The sequence below is a fragment of the Rhizobium sp. LEGMi-198b genome (assembly GCF_054114205.1).
Map to the genome: position 1 here is coordinate 509,045 of NZ_JBSYVH010000001.1, position 16,272 is coordinate 525,316.

General features: G+C 60.2%; 15 protein-coding genes. 10 read left to right on the forward strand and 5 right to left on the reverse strand.

What is annotated here, in order from left to right; all coding sequences use genetic code 11:
- From betB to ACXHXG_RS02480, 3 genes are all read left to right on the forward strand, one after another.
- Complete coding sequence (gene betB / locus ACXHXG_RS02470) at positions 1–1,470, forward strand: betaine-aldehyde dehydrogenase (RefSeq protein WP_457898402.1); 1,470 nt, start codon at positions 1–3, stop codon at positions 1,468–1,470.
- A gap of 163 nt (positions 1,471–1,633) precedes the next feature.
- A complete protein-coding gene (betA, locus tag ACXHXG_RS02475) occupies positions 1,634–3,283 on the forward strand; it encodes a choline dehydrogenase (RefSeq protein WP_457898403.1) in 1,650 nt (549 codons plus the stop codon).
- Positions 3,284–3,477: 194 nt separating this feature from the next.
- Positions 3,478–4,839, forward strand: a complete 1,362-nt coding sequence (locus ACXHXG_RS02480) for a chloride channel protein (RefSeq protein WP_457898404.1) — start codon at positions 3,478–3,480, stop codon at positions 4,837–4,839.
- 8 nt (positions 4,840–4,847) lie between these two features.
- Here ACXHXG_RS02480 and ACXHXG_RS02485 read toward each other — a convergent pair whose 3' ends face one another.
- Entirely contained in the window at positions 4,848–5,294 is a 447-nt protein-coding gene (locus tag ACXHXG_RS02485; RefSeq protein ID WP_457898405.1) for an RrF2 family transcriptional regulator, read from the reverse strand.
- Between the two features lie 489 nt (positions 5,295–5,783).
- On the opposite strand from ACXHXG_RS02485, the gene ACXHXG_RS02490 reads away from it, so the two are divergent.
- The 6 genes from ACXHXG_RS02490 to ACXHXG_RS02515 all read left to right on the forward strand — a co-directional run bounded on the left by ACXHXG_RS02490 (position 5,784) and on the right by ACXHXG_RS02515 (position 12,832).
- Entirely contained in the window at positions 5,784–6,521 is a 738-nt protein-coding gene (locus tag ACXHXG_RS02490) for a phosphoadenylyl-sulfate reductase (protein WP_457898406.1), read from the forward strand.
- 130 nt (positions 6,522–6,651) lie between these two features.
- A complete protein-coding gene (cysD, locus tag ACXHXG_RS02495; RefSeq protein ID WP_104822343.1) occupies positions 6,652–7,605 on the forward strand; it encodes a sulfate adenylyltransferase subunit CysD in 954 nt (317 codons plus the stop codon).
- 1 nt (position 7,606) lies between these two features.
- A complete protein-coding gene (gene cysN / locus ACXHXG_RS02500; protein WP_104822342.1) occupies positions 7,607–9,091 on the forward strand; it encodes a sulfate adenylyltransferase subunit CysN in 1,485 nt (494 codons plus the stop codon).
- Positions 9,092–9,358: 267 nt separating this feature from the next.
- Positions 9,359–9,706 carry a hypothetical protein gene (locus ACXHXG_RS02505; RefSeq protein WP_104825016.1) on the forward strand — a complete coding sequence of 116 codons (348 nt, stop codon included), beginning with the start codon at positions 9,359–9,361 and terminating at the stop codon, positions 9,704–9,706.
- 439 nt (positions 9,707–10,145) lie between these two features.
- Entirely contained in the window at positions 10,146–11,207 is a 1,062-nt protein-coding gene (locus ACXHXG_RS02510; RefSeq protein WP_104822340.1) for a porin, read from the forward strand.
- Between the two features lie 536 nt (positions 11,208–11,743).
- Positions 11,744–12,832 carry a 3-deoxy-7-phosphoheptulonate synthase gene (locus ACXHXG_RS02515; protein ID WP_457898407.1) on the forward strand — a complete coding sequence of 363 codons (1,089 nt, stop codon included), beginning with the start codon at positions 11,744–11,746 and terminating at the stop codon, positions 12,830–12,832.
- Between the two features lie 107 nt (positions 12,833–12,939).
- Here the strand turns inward: ACXHXG_RS02515 and ACXHXG_RS02520 are convergent, their stop codons facing one another.
- On the reverse strand, positions 12,940–13,731 hold the full coding sequence (locus tag ACXHXG_RS02520; RefSeq protein ID WP_457898408.1) for a class I SAM-dependent methyltransferase: 792 nt from the start codon (positions 13,729–13,731) through the stop codon (positions 12,940–12,942).
- A gap of 191 nt (positions 13,732–13,922) precedes the next feature.
- On the opposite strand from ACXHXG_RS02520, the gene ACXHXG_RS02525 reads away from it, so the two are divergent.
- Complete coding sequence (locus ACXHXG_RS02525; protein WP_457898409.1) at positions 13,923–14,813, forward strand: LysR family transcriptional regulator; 891 nt, start codon at positions 13,923–13,925, stop codon at positions 14,811–14,813.
- Here the strand turns inward: ACXHXG_RS02525 and ACXHXG_RS02530 are convergent.
- The 3 genes from ACXHXG_RS02530 to msrB are packed head-to-tail and all read right to left on the reverse strand — an operon-like array spanning position 14,810 to position 16,219.
- Entirely contained in the window at positions 14,810–15,208 is a 399-nt protein-coding gene (locus tag ACXHXG_RS02530; protein ID WP_457898410.1) for a DUF6314 family protein, read from the reverse strand. The two genes, ACXHXG_RS02525 and ACXHXG_RS02530, sit on opposite strands and share 4 nt — an antisense overlap.
- 31 nt (positions 15,209–15,239) lie before the next feature.
- Positions 15,240–15,773, reverse strand: a complete 534-nt coding sequence (gene msrA, locus ACXHXG_RS02535) for a peptide-methionine (S)-S-oxide reductase MsrA (protein WP_457898411.1) — start codon at positions 15,771–15,773, stop codon at positions 15,240–15,242.
- Positions 15,770–16,219, reverse strand: coding sequence for a peptide-methionine (R)-S-oxide reductase MsrB (msrB, locus tag ACXHXG_RS02540; RefSeq protein ID WP_104822334.1), 450 nt, complete (start codon positions 16,217–16,219; stop codon positions 15,770–15,772). The genes msrA and msrB overlap by 4 nt, the downstream gene beginning before the upstream one ends.
- Between the last annotated feature and the right edge of the window lie 53 nt (positions 16,220–16,272).

The following is a 16,272-nucleotide window of genomic DNA, read 5'->3' on the forward strand; positions in this document are numbered from 1 at the left end:
ATGACCCTCAAAGCCCAGCCGAAAGCCTCGCATTTCATCGATGGGGAATATGTCGAGGATACCGACGGCACCGCCATCGAAAGCATCTATCCCGCGACGGGTGAAGTCATTGCCCGGCTACATGCGGCAACTCCCGCCATCGTCGAAAAAGCGATCGCCAGCGCCAAACGCGCGCAGCCGGAATGGGCGGCCATGAGCCCCACGGCGCGCGGCCGCATTCTGAAGCGCGCCGCCGAGATCATGCGCGAGCGCAACCGCGAGCTTTCCGAGCTGGAAACGCTCGACACCGGCAAGCCGATCCAGGAGACGATCGTCGCGGACCCGACCTCCGGCGCCGACAGCTTCGAATTCTTCGGCGGCGTGGCCGCGGCCGGCCTTAACGGCTCGTACATCCCGCTCGGCGGCGATTTCGCCTATACCAAGCGTGTGCCGCTCGGCGTCTGCGTCGGCATCGGCGCATGGAACTATCCGCAGCAGATCGCCTGCTGGAAGGGCGCGCCCGCGCTGGTGGCAGGCAACGCCATGGTGTTCAAGCCCTCCGAAAACACGCCGCTCGGCGCGCTGAAGATTGCCGAGATCCTGATTGAGGCCGGCCTGCCGAAGGGACTCTACAACGTCATCCAGGGCGACCGCGAAACCGGGCCGCTGCTGATCAACCATCCCGACGTTGCCAAGGTGTCGCTGACAGGCTCCGTGCCGACCGGCCGCAAGGTCGCCGCATCGGCTGCGGGAAGCCTGAAGCACGTCACCATGGAGCTCGGCGGCAAATCGCCCCTCATCGTGTTTGATGACGCGGATCTCGACAGCGCCATCGGCGGCGCAATGCTCGGCAATTTCTATTCGACTGGCCAGGTCTGCTCGAACGGCACGCGCGTCTTCGTCAGCCGGAAGATCAAGTCCGAATTCCTGAAGCGCCTGAAGGCACGCACCGATGCCATGCTGATCGGCGACCCGATGGACGAGGCGACACAAATCGGCCCGATGGTGTCCTGGGCACAGCGCGAGAAGGTGCTGTCCTATATCGAGAAGGGCAAGGCGGAAGGCGCCACGCTGGTCGCCGGCGGCGGCATTCCCAACAATGTCGCCGGCGAAGGCTATTACGTACAGCCGACCGTTTTTGCAGATGTCACCGACGATATGACGATCGCCCGCGAAGAGATTTTCGGCCCGGTGATGTGCGTACTGGATTTCGATGACGAGGCAGAGGTGATCGCTCGCGCTAACGCCACCGAATTCGGCCTTTCCGGCGGCGTCTTTACCGCCGATCTCACTCGCGCGCACCGCGTCGTCGACCAGCTCGAAGCCGGCACGCTATGGATCAACACCTACAATCTCGCGCCGGTCGAAATCCCCTTCGGCGGCTCCAAGCAATCCGGCTTCGGCCGCGAGAATTCGCTGGCGGCGCTGGAGCATTATTCCGAGCTGAAGACGGTCTATGTCGGCATGGGGCCGGTGCAGGCGCCTTATTAACGCAACATCGCGGCTCAACCCCGCCCTTCGAGGCCGCCTGCGGCGGCACCTTAGGGTGAGGTCGAGAACAACCAATCGCAAACGCAGACGATGATCCGCCTCGTCCTGAGGTGCTCGCCAAAGGCGAGCCTCGAAGGATCGGGACGGCCACACGGAGACAAAAATGCAGGCAGATTTCGTCATCATCGGCTCAGGTTCCGCCGGCTCCGCCATGGCCTATCGGCTGTCGGAAGACGGTAAGCATTCGGTCATCGTATTGGAATTTGGCGGCAGCGATGTTGGACCCTTCATCCAGATGCCGGCAGCGCTTGCGTGGCCGATGAGCATGAGCCGCTATAATTGGGGTTATCTCTCCGAGCCGGAGCCGCAGCTCAACAACCGGCGCATCACGGCGCCGCGCGGCAAGGTCATTGGTGGCTCGTCCTCGATCAACGGCATGGTCTATGTCCGCGGTCACGCGGAGGATTTCAACCGCTGGGAGGAGCTTGGCGCTAATGGCTGGGCCTATGCCGATGTGCTCCCCTATTTCAAGCGGATGGAACATTCGCATGGCGGCGAAGAGGGCTGGCGCGGGACCGACGGCCCCTTGCATGTGCGGCGCGGCGATGCCCGCAATCCGCTGTTCCATGCCTTCATCGAAGCCGGCAAGCAGGCGGGCTTCGAGGCGACCGAAGATTATAACGGCGGCAAGCAGGAAGGCTTCGGCCTGATGGAACAGACCACCTGGGCCGGCCGGCGCTGGTCGGCGGCGACCGCCTATCTGAAGCCGGCGCTGAAGCGGCCGAATGTCCAACTGATCCGTTGCCTCGCCCGCAAGGTGGTGATCGAAAACGGCCGTGCGACAGGCGTCGAAATCGAACGCAGCGGCAAGATCGAGATCGTCAAGGCGAACCGCGAGGTCATCGTCTCGGCCTCCTCCTTCAACTCACCGAAGCTGCTGATGCTCTCCGGCATCGGCCCCGGTGCGCATTTGCAGGAGATGGGAATAGAGGTGAAAGTGAACCGGCCGGGCGTCGGCGCCAATCTGCAGGACCACATGGAATTCTATTTCCAGCAGACCAGCCTGAAGCCGGTTTCACTCTATTCCTGGCTGCCCTGGTATATGCAGGGCATCGTCGGCGCGCAGTGGATGTTCTTCAAATCCGGCCTCGGCACTTCCAACCAGTTCGAAGCCTGTGCCTTCGTGCGATCTGCGCCGGGGGTCAAGCAGCCCGATATCCAATATCACTTCCTGCCGGTCGCCATCAGCTATGACGGCAAGGCGGCGGCGAAGAGCCACGGATTCCAGGCGCATGTCGGCTATAACCTGTCGAAATCGCGGGGTGCCGTGACGTTGCGCTCCTCTGACCCCAAGGCCGATCCCGTCATCCGCTTCAACTATATGAGCCATCCGGAGGATTGGGAAAAATTCCGCCATTGCGTGCGCCTCACACGCGAAATCTTCGGGCAAGAGGCCTTCAACGAATATCGCGGCCCGGAAATCCAGCCAGGCCCAGACGTCCAGACCGATGACCAGATCGACGCCTTTTTGCGCCACCATCTGGAGAGCGCCTATCACCCTTGCGGCACCTGCAAGATGGGCTCGAAGGACGACCCCATGGCCGTGGTCGACCCGGACACCCGCGTCATCGGCGTCGATGGCCTGCGCGTCGCCGACAGCTCGATCTTTCCGCACATCACCTACGGCAATCTCAACGGTCCTTCGATCATGACCGGCGAAAAAGCTGCCGACCATATTCTCGGCAAGCCAAGGCTGGCGCGATCAAACCAGGAGCCGTGGATCAACCCGCGATGGGCGGTGAGCGATCGGTAAACGTCGATGGTTTCAATGGTAATCCTCTTCCCGCTGATGCCGGACGGCGAGGACGGTTACCGTCGTGTCAGCCAATGCGGGTCTGAGGTGAACGACCGTAACACAGTTTGACTATCGCGATCTTTATCCTGCGGTTAAACGTTCGGACCTAAAGTGCAGCGTCACGATTTGATAGTCCGTCCGGCTCGAAATCCATGCCCCCTATCTACCGCAAATCCAAACTCCTCCGCCGTTCTCGTGTTTTCTGGGGTTCGATCCATCTCTGGCGGCCGCGGCTGGTGTTTTGGACTGGGGCTCTGGCGATCGGAGTAATCAGCGTCGGTTTCGCCAAGCTGGCCGACCTGGCGCAGCGCGCCTTTGCCGGAGTGATAAGTTCCGGAGAATGGACCTGGCTGTTGCCGCTCGTCATGACGCCGCTCGGCTTCGTGCTCTCGGCATGGCTTGCGGCGACACTGTTTCCGAATTCTCAAGGCAGCGGCATTCCGCAGGCGATCGCGGCGCGGCATCTGCATCATGACGAAGACCGCACGAAGCTGCTGTCGCTTCGGCTTGCCTTTGGAAAGATCGTGCTGACCATTCTCGGGCTGTTCTGCGGTGCCTCGATCGGCCGCGAGGGACCGACGGTGCAGGTAGGCGCCTCCTTCATGCTGGCGGTTGCCCGCTTCGGCGGCATGGCGCAGGCCAAAGGCTTGATCCTGGCGGGTTCGGCGGCAGGCATTGCCGCCGCCTTCAACACTCCGCTCGCCGGCATCGTTTTTGCCATCGAAGAAATGAGCCGCACCTATGAATCGCGTGCCAATGGTCTGGTACTCACTGCCGTTATCCTCTCCGGCCTTGCCGCCCTCGGTCTCTCCGGCAGCTATAATTATTTCGGCACAGCCAATGCCGCTCCGGCCGCGCTCGCGGATTGGGGCCTCGTCCTGATCTGCGGTGTCGGCGGCGGCGCGCTCGGGGCCGCTTTCAGCGGTTTTGCGCTATATGCCGGCATACGCGTTCGCCGGTGGGCACAGCCGCAGCCTCTCAAGCGCATGCTGATGCTTGCCGGTTGCTGCGGCCTGGTGGTTGCCGCGATCGGCGTCACGTCCGGCGGCAGCACGTTCGGCACCGGCTATGACCAAGCGCGCGGCGCTGTGGAAGGACATGCCCTGCCCCTGCTGTTCTTCGTCGAAAAACTGCTGGCAAGTTTTCTGTCGATGATATCAGGCATTCCAGGCGGCATTTTCGCGCCGTCGCTCGCCGTCGGCGCCGGTTTCGGCAGTACGATCGGCACGCTCATTGGCAGCAGCATCGCATTGGCGGCGATCCTTGGCATGGCGGGCTATTTCGCAGGCGTTGTGCAGGCGCCAATGACGGCCTTCGTCATCATCCTGGAAATGACAGGCGACCATCAGGCCGTCATTCCGATCATGGCGGTGTCGATGATCGGTTATGTCACCTCGCGCCTCCTATCGCGCGAACCGCTCTATCATGGCCTCTCGCGCATTTTCATCGCCGCGGCGATCCGGGCGCGTCGGACAATCGAGAAAGAAGCTGGCGAAGAGCACGCCGCCGGCTGAAGCCCCACTCAGGCCAGCAGCCGCGTGACCTCGGCGTTTTCCGGCAGCGCCACCGCATCGGCGATGGTTGTCGAGAACAGGACCTTGCGGGTGGCGTCGGCGACCCTGGCGAAAACATGGCGGATTTCGCAGGTCTGTTCGCCATCGCAATCGTCGCAGCGACGATAGGCGGTGATGGAAAGACAGGGTAGCGGCGCGATCGGCCCGTCGATGATGCGCAGGATCTCGCCGAAGGTGATTTCATTCGCCGGCTTGCGCAGGAGATAACCACCCTGCTTGCCGCGGCGGCTGATGACGATGCCCTGATGTTTCAGGTCGAGAAGGATCTGTTCCAGAAATTTCTTCGGGATTTTCTGCTGCGCGGCAATATCGGAAATCATCATCGGCTCGCCCGCCTCGGTCTGAGCCAGAACAGACAGCGCCCGCAACGCATATTTTGCTTTTTGAGTGATCATTTCGAACCGTCTACACACACATACGATGCGCTCACCCGATACATCCGGCCACATCGTTTCGGAACTTTCAACACTTTCACCAAGCTTCCATACGCATCAATATGTAGACCGCGAATAGCTTGGCATCGCTGGCAACCCAGCCTTGTTTTCATTCTGTCATTTTATGTCAGCAGTTTAGGACAAAATTCGGCCTTCCGCATCTTTTTGACCATCACTTCCGATTTCCGTTTGACAAGCCGCGTGTAACCCTACTATTTCTATAGACATTAAAGCAAGCACTTAGATATGACTAGTCTTATCGGTGCTGCCACGCCGGCCTGCCGCAGGGGGCAAAACGTCTTGGTTAACAGCCGAGGCGGTCGGTTTTCCGCATGGACGTGGCTTCATGGAGATATTTGCTCTCTATTCCCTTGCTTTCGAAATCCATTTTTCTGTCCGCTCCGCTGACAAGCTGCGATACTCCGGGGCAATATCAGGACAGGACTCCCTATGACTGCCATCACTCTTATCGAAGAAGCCGGAACGCTGAACAGCCGGTTGGCGTCGCTTGATCTCGCCGGCCGTCTGTCTCTGGTCGCCGGCCTCGGCGGCCGTGCCGTCTTTACGACCTCCCTCGGGATCGAAGATCAGGTCATCACGGCGGAGATCGGCAATCACCGCCTGCCGATCGAAGTTGCAACGCTGCAGACCGGCCGCCTTTTTCCCGAAACGCTGGCGCTGATCGACGAAACGGAAAGCCAATACGACATCCGCATCAGCCGCTACGAGCCGGAGCAGGCCGATATCGATGCCTATGCGGAAAAGTATGGCCTCAACGGTTTCTATGAGAGCGTCGAAGCCCGGCATGCCTGTTGTGGCGTGCGCAAGCTCAAGCCGCTTGCGCGAGCACTTTCCGGCGCCACGATCTGGGTTACCGGCCTGCGCCGTGGCCAGTCGGCCAATCGCGCCGATACGGCTTTTGCCGAATACGATCCCGAGCGCAATCTCATCAAGGTCAACCCTCTTGCCGATTGGGACATCGACGCGATCCGCGCCTATGTCGCCGACAATAGCGTGCCGGTGAACCCGTTGCACCAACGCGGCTATCCCTCTATTGGCTGTGAACCCTGCACTCGCGCCATCAAGCCGGGCGAGCCCGAGCGGGCCGGTCGCTGGTGGTGGGAAAACGATGAGAAACGCGAATGCGGCCTGCATGTTCAGGAGGAAGTCGCAGTCGCTGCACAGTGACGTATCCCGCCGGTTCCCGGCATCGGTATGAGGCGCAGCTCAACCTGCCGCCAGCCTACCGGGAACCAAACATATCCTATTCTTCCGGCCAGCCTCCCGGTCGGGACTATCTGAAGTTCTGGAGTTAGAAATGCCCGATAGCCGTCCGGATACGGAACTGTCCAATCCGCAGAGCACCAAGCCGCCGCTCGATCCGCATTTGAAGGCGCTGGAAAACGAGTCGATTCACATCTTCCGCGAAGTGGCGGCCGAATTCGAGCGTCCGGTGATGCTGTATTCGATCGGCAAGGATTCCTCCGTGCTGCTTCACCTGGCCCGCAAGGCCTTCTATCCCGGCCGCGTGCCCTTCCCGCTGCTGCATGTGAACACCGGCTGGAAATTCGCCGAGATGATCACCTTCCGCGACGAGATCGTGAAGAAATACGATCTCGATCTGATCGAGCACATCAATCCGCGCGGCAAGGCCGAAAACATCACGCCCTTTACCCACGGCTCGGCACGCTATACCGACATCATGAAGACCGAAGCGCTGCGCCAGGCGCTCGATGCCGGTCAGTATGACGCCGCTTTCGGCGGTGCGCGCCGCGACGAAGAAGCTTCGCGCGCCAAGGAACGCATCTATTCCTTCCGCACGCCGGACCATCGCTGGGATCCGCGCAACCAGCGCCCGGAACTCTGGAACATCTATAACGGCCAGATCCGCAAGGGTGAGAGCGTCCGCGTCTTCCCGCTGTCGAACTGGACCGAGGTCGACATCTGGCGCTACATCCAGGCCGAAGACATTCCGATCGTGCCGCTCTATTTCGCCGAGAAGCGCCCTATCGTCGAGCGCGACGGCATGATGATCATGGCCGCCGATCCGCGGCTTGAACTGCTGCCCGGCGAGGTCAAGCGCGAGGAAGTCATCCGTTTCCGTACGCTCGGCTGCTTCCCGCTGACGGGCGCGATCCGCTCCACCGCCACCACACTCGAAGATGTTATTGCCGAGCTGGAAATCGCCACGGTTTCCGAACGACAGGGCCGCGCCATCGACCGCGACCAATCCGGCTCCATGGAAAAGAAGAAGCGTGAAGGATATTTCTGAGATGACTGCAGCCGCAACCGCAAACGTCGTCACCCTGCCTGCTGCCGAGCCCGCCAAGGCAGTGCGCGATACGCGTCCGCTTCGCCTGATCACATGCGGCAGCGTCGATGACGGCAAATCCACGCTGATCGGTCGTCTGCTTTGGGACACCAAGGCCGTGAAGGAAGACCAGGCCGCCACGCTGCAGCGCGATTCCACCGGCAAGCAGAACGATCTCGGCCTGCCCGATTTCGCACTTCTGCTCGACGGCCTTCAGGCCGAGCGCGAACAGGGCATCACCATCGATGTCGCCTATCGCTATTTCTCGACCGACAAGCGCTCCTTCATCGTCGCCGACACGCCCGGCCACGAGCAATACACCCGCAACATGGCGACCGGCGCCTCCACCGCCGATCTCGCCGTGCTACTGGTCGATGCGCGCATGGGCATCCTCGAACAGACGCGCCGCCATGCGACGATCGCTTCGCTGCTCGGCATCAAGCAGTTCGTGCTCGCCATCAACAAGATCGACCTGACGAACTACGACCGTGCCGGTTTCGAGAAGATTTCGCATGATTTCCGCGAATTCGCTCTGTCGCTCGGCGTCAAGCAGATCACCGCCATTCCGATGTCGGCGCTGAAGGGTGAAAATGTCGTTTATTCCGGCCAGGCCGCGATGCCCTGGTACACCGGTCCGACGCTGGTCGAGACACTGGAACTCGCCACCGTGCGTTCGGCTCAGGCGGTCGGTTTCCGCCTTTCCGTCCAGCGCGTATCGCGCCCGGGCGAAAGCTTCCGCGGCTATCAGGGCACCGTTGCCGGCGGCTCGGTGAAGCCGGGCGACAGCGTCATGATCCTACCGTCGGGCATGGTCGCCAATGTCTCCAAGATCGTTACCTTCGATCTCGTCCGCAACGCCGCCGTCGCAGGAGACGCGATTACGCTGGTGCTCGACCGCCAGGTGGACGTGTCGCGCGGTGACATGATCGTCGCCATCGACAGCCAGCCGCAATCCGGCCTTGCCTTCGACGCTCAGATCGTCGCGCTGCAGCCGGAGGGCATCGAGCCGGGCAAGCGCTATTGGCTGAAGAGCGGCAGCCGCCGCCAGCGCGTGCAGGTGCAACCCATCGCTCAGCTCGAGCTGAAGACCGGCGCCTGGGCACCGGCACAGTCGCTGTGGATGAATGCCATCGGAAAGGTCCGCCTTTCCTTCGACGAGGCTGCGGTCTTCGACCCCTACGAACAGAACCGCTCGACCGGATCTTTCATCCTGATCGATCCGGACAGCAACAACACGGTCGCCGGCGGTATGATCACCGGTAAGCGCACCGATATCGGCGGCATCCACAAGGATGGCCAACGCGTCCTCCTGTCGCTGCCGGCCGATCTTGCCGACCAGATCATGGCGAGCGAACTCTTCGCCAGTCGCCGCGACGAAACCGAAGTTCGCCGCGTCACCGCCGCGCAAGCTGCGGAGATCTGGGCAAACGCCGCCAGCGATATTTGATCGAAATTAAATTCGTGATGGAAAAGGGGCCGAGTGGCCCCTTTTTTGTGAGAAATGTCGAAAGTTTCTCCATGCGTTGGCGCATTCTCCGCTTAAGAAAGTATGAACGGCAAACGCTTCCGTCTTTCGTCGCGCACAACAATATATTTCTCGAACACACAAAATGTGTGCACCCCAAGATGGCGATCAGAACCCCTGGGAAACGCCAGAGACTGGAGTTTCGCTCCACCATTGTTGTACAATAGGCCCATGATATCTGGTCGGTTTTTGAAAATTATCGCTTGGGGCTACATCGCGGCACTGGTTGCCGTGACCTTTGCGCATCTCAATTGGCAGGCCGAATTTGGCAACCCCTTCAACATGTATCGTGCCGGCGCACTCTGCGTCGCGGGCATGCTGGCGCGACTTGCCTATCCGCAGTCCCCCTCCTTCACCTGCCTGCTGATGATCGGCAGCGTCTCGGTGCTCTGCTTCTCGCATTTCCTGGCAAACGGAAGTTATGGCTCTTCGATGGATATCATCGTCGCCATGACCGGAGCTCTCTGGGGCATCGCGATCGGCGCCATGCTGAGCAGGCTGATATCGCCGACTTCGAAGCGCACCGCGCTCTATTAATTACGTCCTTAATTACCCCGGCGCATTTCGACTTTCATCGCGCGTACAATCCAACTCCCGATGTCGCGGAAGGCGTGGCTTGAGCGCGGCTTTGATCTTCTGCGCGGAATTGCTGGGCGCGCACCCTTCCCCTGCACCTTGTCCGGCGTCGTTTCCCATTCTTTCTACTTCGAAATGATTATTACGCAGGCAATATTATGCCAGCCTTACTATTTGTATTTGCAGATGTTGCTTTCATGCAACTTAAAATGAAAAATCACGAAAACGTCATTCTGAGAAAAATATATCATATTACTTTACAGGAATTCGGTCTTAATAGCGGACAGAAGCGGGTGGGGCCCGTTTCTCCCGAGTCGGGGTTTTTAACAGGGATAGGGTGAGGCACGTCGATTTCTCGGCGCGATGGCCTGTGCCCAATCTATATTGGATTGGAGTTTTTATGAATATCAAGAGCCTTCTTCTCGGCTCCGCTGCTGCGCTTGCAGCAGTTTCCGGCGCTCACGCGGCTGACGCTGTTGTTGCTGCTGAACCGGAGCCGCTCGAATACGTCCGCATCTGCGACGCATACGGCGCTGGCTACTTCTTCATTCCGGGCACCGAAACCTGCCTCAAGATCGGCGGCATGGTCCGCACCGAAGGCAAGTGGTACAACGCCTACAACCCGGCTGACCGTTTTGGTACGCTGTGGCACACCCGCGCTCAGCTGAGCGTCGATACCGCGACCGACACCGAGTTTGGTCCGTTGAAGACCAACACCATCTACCGTTGGGATTGGCAGGAAGGCGGCTCCACGAGCACGAAGCTTCTGTTCGCTAACATCAGCCTCGCTGGCTTCACCATCGGTAAGCTCGACTCGCAGTACAACCTGTACATGGGTTACGCTGGCAACGTCATCAACGACGACGTCGTCTATGACGGCCCGTACGAACTCAACCAGTTGACCTACAACTACGACGCCGGCAACGGCTTCACGGCGGTCATCTCGCTCGAAGATTCCAACTCCGGCGCTGGCGCAACCGGCGTCAACGGCGAAGACAGCTCGGATCACTACGCTCCGGACGTCGTTGCCGGTGCTGGCTACAAGGCTGGCAACTTCGGCTTCAAGGTCGTCGGTGGTTATGACTCCATCGTCGAAGAAGGCGCCATCAAGGCTCGCGCCGATGCCGACTTCGGCGTCTTCAAGGCGTTCATCATGGGCGGCTGGAACACCGACGGCGACAAGCTGAACAAGTACGCCAGCGCGAACGGCGCAGGCCCGGCCAAGGGCATCGGCTGGGGCGACTGGGCTGTTTGGGGCGGCGTCACCGTTCCGTTCAACGACAAGCTGCAGGCTAACGCTCAGGTTGCCTACACCGACTCGAAGATCTTCGCAGCAACCGCCAACCTTCGTTGGAACCCGGTTAAGAACCTCCTGGTTCAGCCGGAAGTTTCCTACACCAACTGGGACTCCATCAACCAGGACCAGTGGGCTGGCGTTCTGCGCTTCCAGCGTAGCTTCTAAGACCTCATTTCTGAGATCTGATCTGACTTGACCCCTGATCGGATGGGGACCGGGCCGACTTCCAGCGAAGCCGGGCCGGTCCTTCCGAGACGGGTTCCGCTCACATTCCTTAATCGCTACCAACCGGATGCATGACATCCGGAGGTAGAATTTTGTGTTCTATATATTATATATAATGTTATTCTTACACTAGCTAAGCTAACGCCTTCAATGCCAAGACCGATGGCATTGTTTTGGGAAACTGCCAGCAGAAGGCCGAAGAGCGGCAGCCGGTTCGAAAGCCATGTCGCCAGAGCGAAGAAGCCGCCGCACACGCCAAAGGTTGTGATGATGCGCTTCGAACCTATCAACATCATCGACAAGCCGCTTTTTTTGTCGTAGAGAGGCCGCATGTCATTCACCTGCGCAAATGCCTCGCGATTTTATTCGTACCGCTGCTCTCAGCGGAGGCGGGCCCGTGCGTAGGTAAAATCGACGCAACGACATAGACCCGAACAGCCGCTAGTCCTACCTGGCGGCTTTTTTGTCGGCACGGTATGACCCAAAAAGGAACCGATACCGTGTTGAATTCCACTGATGATTTGCGAATTGTCGAGATCACTGCCCTCACCCCACCCTCCCGTATTTTAGAGGAGATTCCCAGGGATGAGGCCGTCACCACGACGGTGACGGAAGCGCGCAGCGCCGTTCACCGCATCCTGCACAATGACGATGATCGGTTGATCGTCGTGATCGGCCCCTGCTCCATCCACGATCCTGTCGCTGCACGGGACTATGCCACACGCCTGAAGGAACAGCGCGATCGGTTCGCCGACGATCTCGAAATCATCATGCGGGTCTATTTCGAGAAGCCTCGCACGACGGTCGGCTGGAAGGGCCTCATCAACGACCCTCATCTCGACGGAAGCTACCGCATCGAAGAGGGATTGCGCATTGCGAGAAGCCTTTTGATCGATGTCAACGAAATCGGGCTGCCCGCCGGCTGCGAGTTCCTTGATACGATCACGCCGCAATACATCGCCGACTTGGTGAGCTGGGGCGCGATCGGCGCGAGGACGACTGAGAGCCAGGTGCATCGCCAGCTCGCGTCAGGTCTTTCGTGCCCAGTCGGCTTCAAGAACGGCACGAATGGCGACGTAAGGATAGCGCTCGATGCGATCGTGGCGGCCTCGCAGCCGCATCATTTCCCGGCTGTGACCAAGGAAGGCCTTGCGGCGATTGCCTCGACGCGCGGCAACGAGGATTGCCACATCATTCTGCGCGGCGGCAAGCAGCCCAATTTTGACGCGGCCAGTGTGCAGGCGGTATCGGCTCAGGCTCTCCAGGCTGGACTTGATGCGCAGATCATCATCGATGCCAGCCATGCCAATAGCAGCAAGAACCCCGAGAACCAGCCGCTGGTCGTCAGCTCGGTTGCGGAGCAGATCTCTGCCGGCGACCGGCACATCAAGGGCATGATGATGGAGAGCAACATCGTCGGCGGCCGCCAGGATCTCGTTCCCGGCAAAGCGCTGGTCTATGGCCAAAGCATCACCGACGGCTGTATCGATTGGCCGACCTCCGTCCGCACATTGGAAGAACTGGCCCGAGCCGCACAAACAAGGCGGCGGATGCCTCGCCAATAGCATTTTCTGATCGGGGATCGTTCGCCAGCCTTGGGAACGGTCCCATCCACCGTTAAGCGTGTCCTCGCCGAATGGCGAGGACAAAAGATTTCCCCTTTTGATCCAGTTCAGGATCGCCCGCCACCGACGATCAGCTTCAGCGACCCCTCGAATTCCGGCTGGGTGCGCAGATGCCTATATTTGGCATCCCATGTACCGTCCTTAAGATCGCGTCCGAGTTCGGCGACGAAGCGCTCGCCGATCGAAGCGTCGACGAAGCTCCAGGCCGAGTTGGCGAGCCGGGCGCCCGGCTCCAGCAGGCGTTCCGGACGTCCGTAATAGGCCTCACCGAAACCATCAGTGCAATGGAGCGGGATCGGCACGGGAATGACCTCAGCGTTGCCGCCCAATCCTTCGCTGATGGTTGCCATTTGCGGATAGCGGCGCGCCTCTACCGCGATCACTTCGGGTGCGTAATCGACGAGCCAGAAGCGATCGAGCTCGTCGGGATCGGCGGTCAGGATCAGAACGGGACCGCGTGTCACCCGCCGCATCTCGCCAAGTCCGGCCACCAGATCGGACCACTGATGCACGGTGAATGTCGCCATGCATGCATCGAAACTGGCATCTGAGAAGGGAAGCTTCTCGGCGGTAGCATCGATGGCGGCGGGCAGATGCGCGGGCCGCTGCGCCCGCATGGACGCAGACGGCTCAACGGCTGTCACCGCGCGATCAACGGGCTCGTAGGAGCCGGCGCCGGCACCGAGATTGAGGACGCTGCGGGCATCGCCCAATGCGGCGCGGATAAACGCCGCAATATGTGGATCCGGCTGGCGGTATTTTGCGTAATTCGTACCGATGACGCCGTAATTTGCGTCGCCGGCGCTGCCGTCCTGATGTCGGTTGGCCATGGTCTTCATCCTCGCTTTCTGGCTGTATTCAGCAGCTTTGTTGTTGGTTCGGCACGGCCTTGCGGTTGCCGAAAATGCTCTTGCTTTTCCGAACTTCATTATTCCCTCAACGGGAAATTTAGATTGTAAGCAGGACAAAACATTATGGTGCGCGAGAAGAAAAACGATATGATCGAACAAAAGTTGTTCGGAAATCTCACATGCCCCGCCGCATACCCTCCCTCAACGCATTACGCGCCTTCGAAGCCGCCGGCCGGCATGGGCGGATGACGCTCGCGGCCGATGAGCTGAACGTGACGCATAGCGCCGTCAGCCGTCAGATCCAGCATCTCGAGGATGTGTTGGGCGTGCCACTGTTCGAAGGGCCGAAGAACAAGCTGCGATTGACCGAGGCGGGTTCGACTTTGTTGTCTGGCTTGGTCTCCGCCTTCGATCAGATCGACATGTCGGTGCGGTCGGTTGCGGATATGGAAGACGGATCGCTCGACGTCTCCTGCCCCGGCACCTTCACCATGCGTTGGCTGATCCCGCGGCTTTACCGGTTTCAGGCGGAGTATCCCAATATCGAGGTTCGCCTGACGGCATCGTCCCGCCCCGTCGATTTTATGCGAGACGGATTCGACGTTGCGATCCGGGTCGGTGCCGCACCCTGGCCGCAGGGCGCGGAGGTGATCGCGCTTTTTCCCGAGCAGACAGGCCCGGTTATCTCCCCTTCCCTCGAAAGAACCGTCGCGGAGAATTTTGCCGGCGTTCCGCAGCTTCACACCAGAACCCGCCTTCGCGCCTGGGGCGACTGGCTGTCGCGCTCGGGCGCGCCGGTCGAGGTCGGAACGCGGGTGGAATATGAACATTTCTATTTCATGCTGGAGGCTGCAAGCGCCGGCCTTGGCGTCGGCGTCGCGCCTTGGCCCTATGTGACCGATGACATCCGCTTCGGCCGCCTCGCCGCCCCATTGGGTTTTATCGACAGCGGCCATCATTACGTGGCGCTGCGGCGCGCCCGGCGGAATCGAAAATCGGTCCTGTTCTGCGAATGGCTGCAGAAGGAAGCGCAGGCATTTTCAGCCTCGCATCCCGCACTGCCGAGCTAGGCGCGCCGATAATGAGCGAGGCTCAGATAGTGTTTTCGGGGGCCTTGCACGTGCCACATCTCTGCCCATGCATCCGGCCCGCGAAAGAAAAGGCGACCGCGATATAGATCCGCGCCGCAATGATGAACGACGCGCTGCGAGGCGCCATGTCCGATGCGGATGAATTCAGTGAGGTCGGGGAAGCAGACGGCGACATGTCCAGCCTCGCCACGCAGGCGATAGGTACGGCTGCTCCTCAGCGTCGCATAGTCCGTCGTCGTGTCGCCATGCTCTTCGAACTGGTGCGGCGTGACGAACGCCTGACCTTCGAAGAAGATAAGGGAGGCGTTGAGGCGGTCGATGACCTTCCGCCTCACGTCCCAGGTACCGAGATAGTGTCCTAGCCGTTCATCCATGACCGCCTCCGGCGGCCAACGTGTCCGTCATTCAGGACGCCGCGCGCTGTGTAGTGTCAGTGCCGGGTTGCCTGACCGGCAGTTTCCAGCCGGGGCGGACGAAATGGCAGGTGTAGCCGTTCGGAATACGCTCCAGATAGTCCTGGTGCTCCGGCTCGGCCTCCCAGAAATCGCTTGCCGGCGTGACCTCGGTGACGACCTTGCCCGGCCAGAGACCGGAAGCGTCGACATCGGCGATCGTATCCAGGGCGACCCGCTTCTGCTCGTCGCTGGTATAGAAAATAGCCGAGCGATAGCTCATGCCGACATCGTTGCCCTGGCGGTTGCGCGTGGACGGATCATGGATCTGGAAGAAGAATTCCAGCAGGTCGCGGTAACTGATCTTCTCGGGGTCGAAGACGATCTCGATCGCTTCCGCATGGGTGCCGTGGTTGCGATAGGTCGCATTGCGGACGTCGCCGCCAGTATAGCCGACGCGCGTCGAGATGACGCCGTTATAGCGGCGGATGAGGTCCTGCATGCCCCAGAAACAACCGCCGGCGAGAACTGCACGTTCCGTAGTCATCGGATATCCTCCACTTGGTCGAGATAGGCACCATAACCCTCGGCCTCCATCCTGTCGCGATGCACGAAACGAAGGGAGGCGGAATTGATGCAATAGCGCAGGCCGCCGCGATCCTCCGGTCCATCCGGGAAGACATGGCCCAAATGGCTATCGCCATGGATGGAGCGCACTTCGGTGCGCAGCATACCGTGCGAAAGGTCGGTCAGCTCATTGATGTTGGCAGTTTCGATCGGCTTGGTAAAGCTCGGCCAGCCGCAGCCGGAATCGAACTTGTCGGAAGAGGCAAACAGCGGCTCGCCCGATACGATGTCGACATAGATGCCGGGCTGCTTGTTGTTGAGATATTCGCCCGTGCCCGGACGCTCGGTACCGCTTTGCTGCGTCACGCGGTACTGCTCGGGAGACAGCTTCGCTATAGCCTCGGAAGTCTTGCGGTAGTTCTGCATTCCTGTTCTCCTTGCCCTCAGACGCATATTTCGAACTCTACCAGGCACTACGA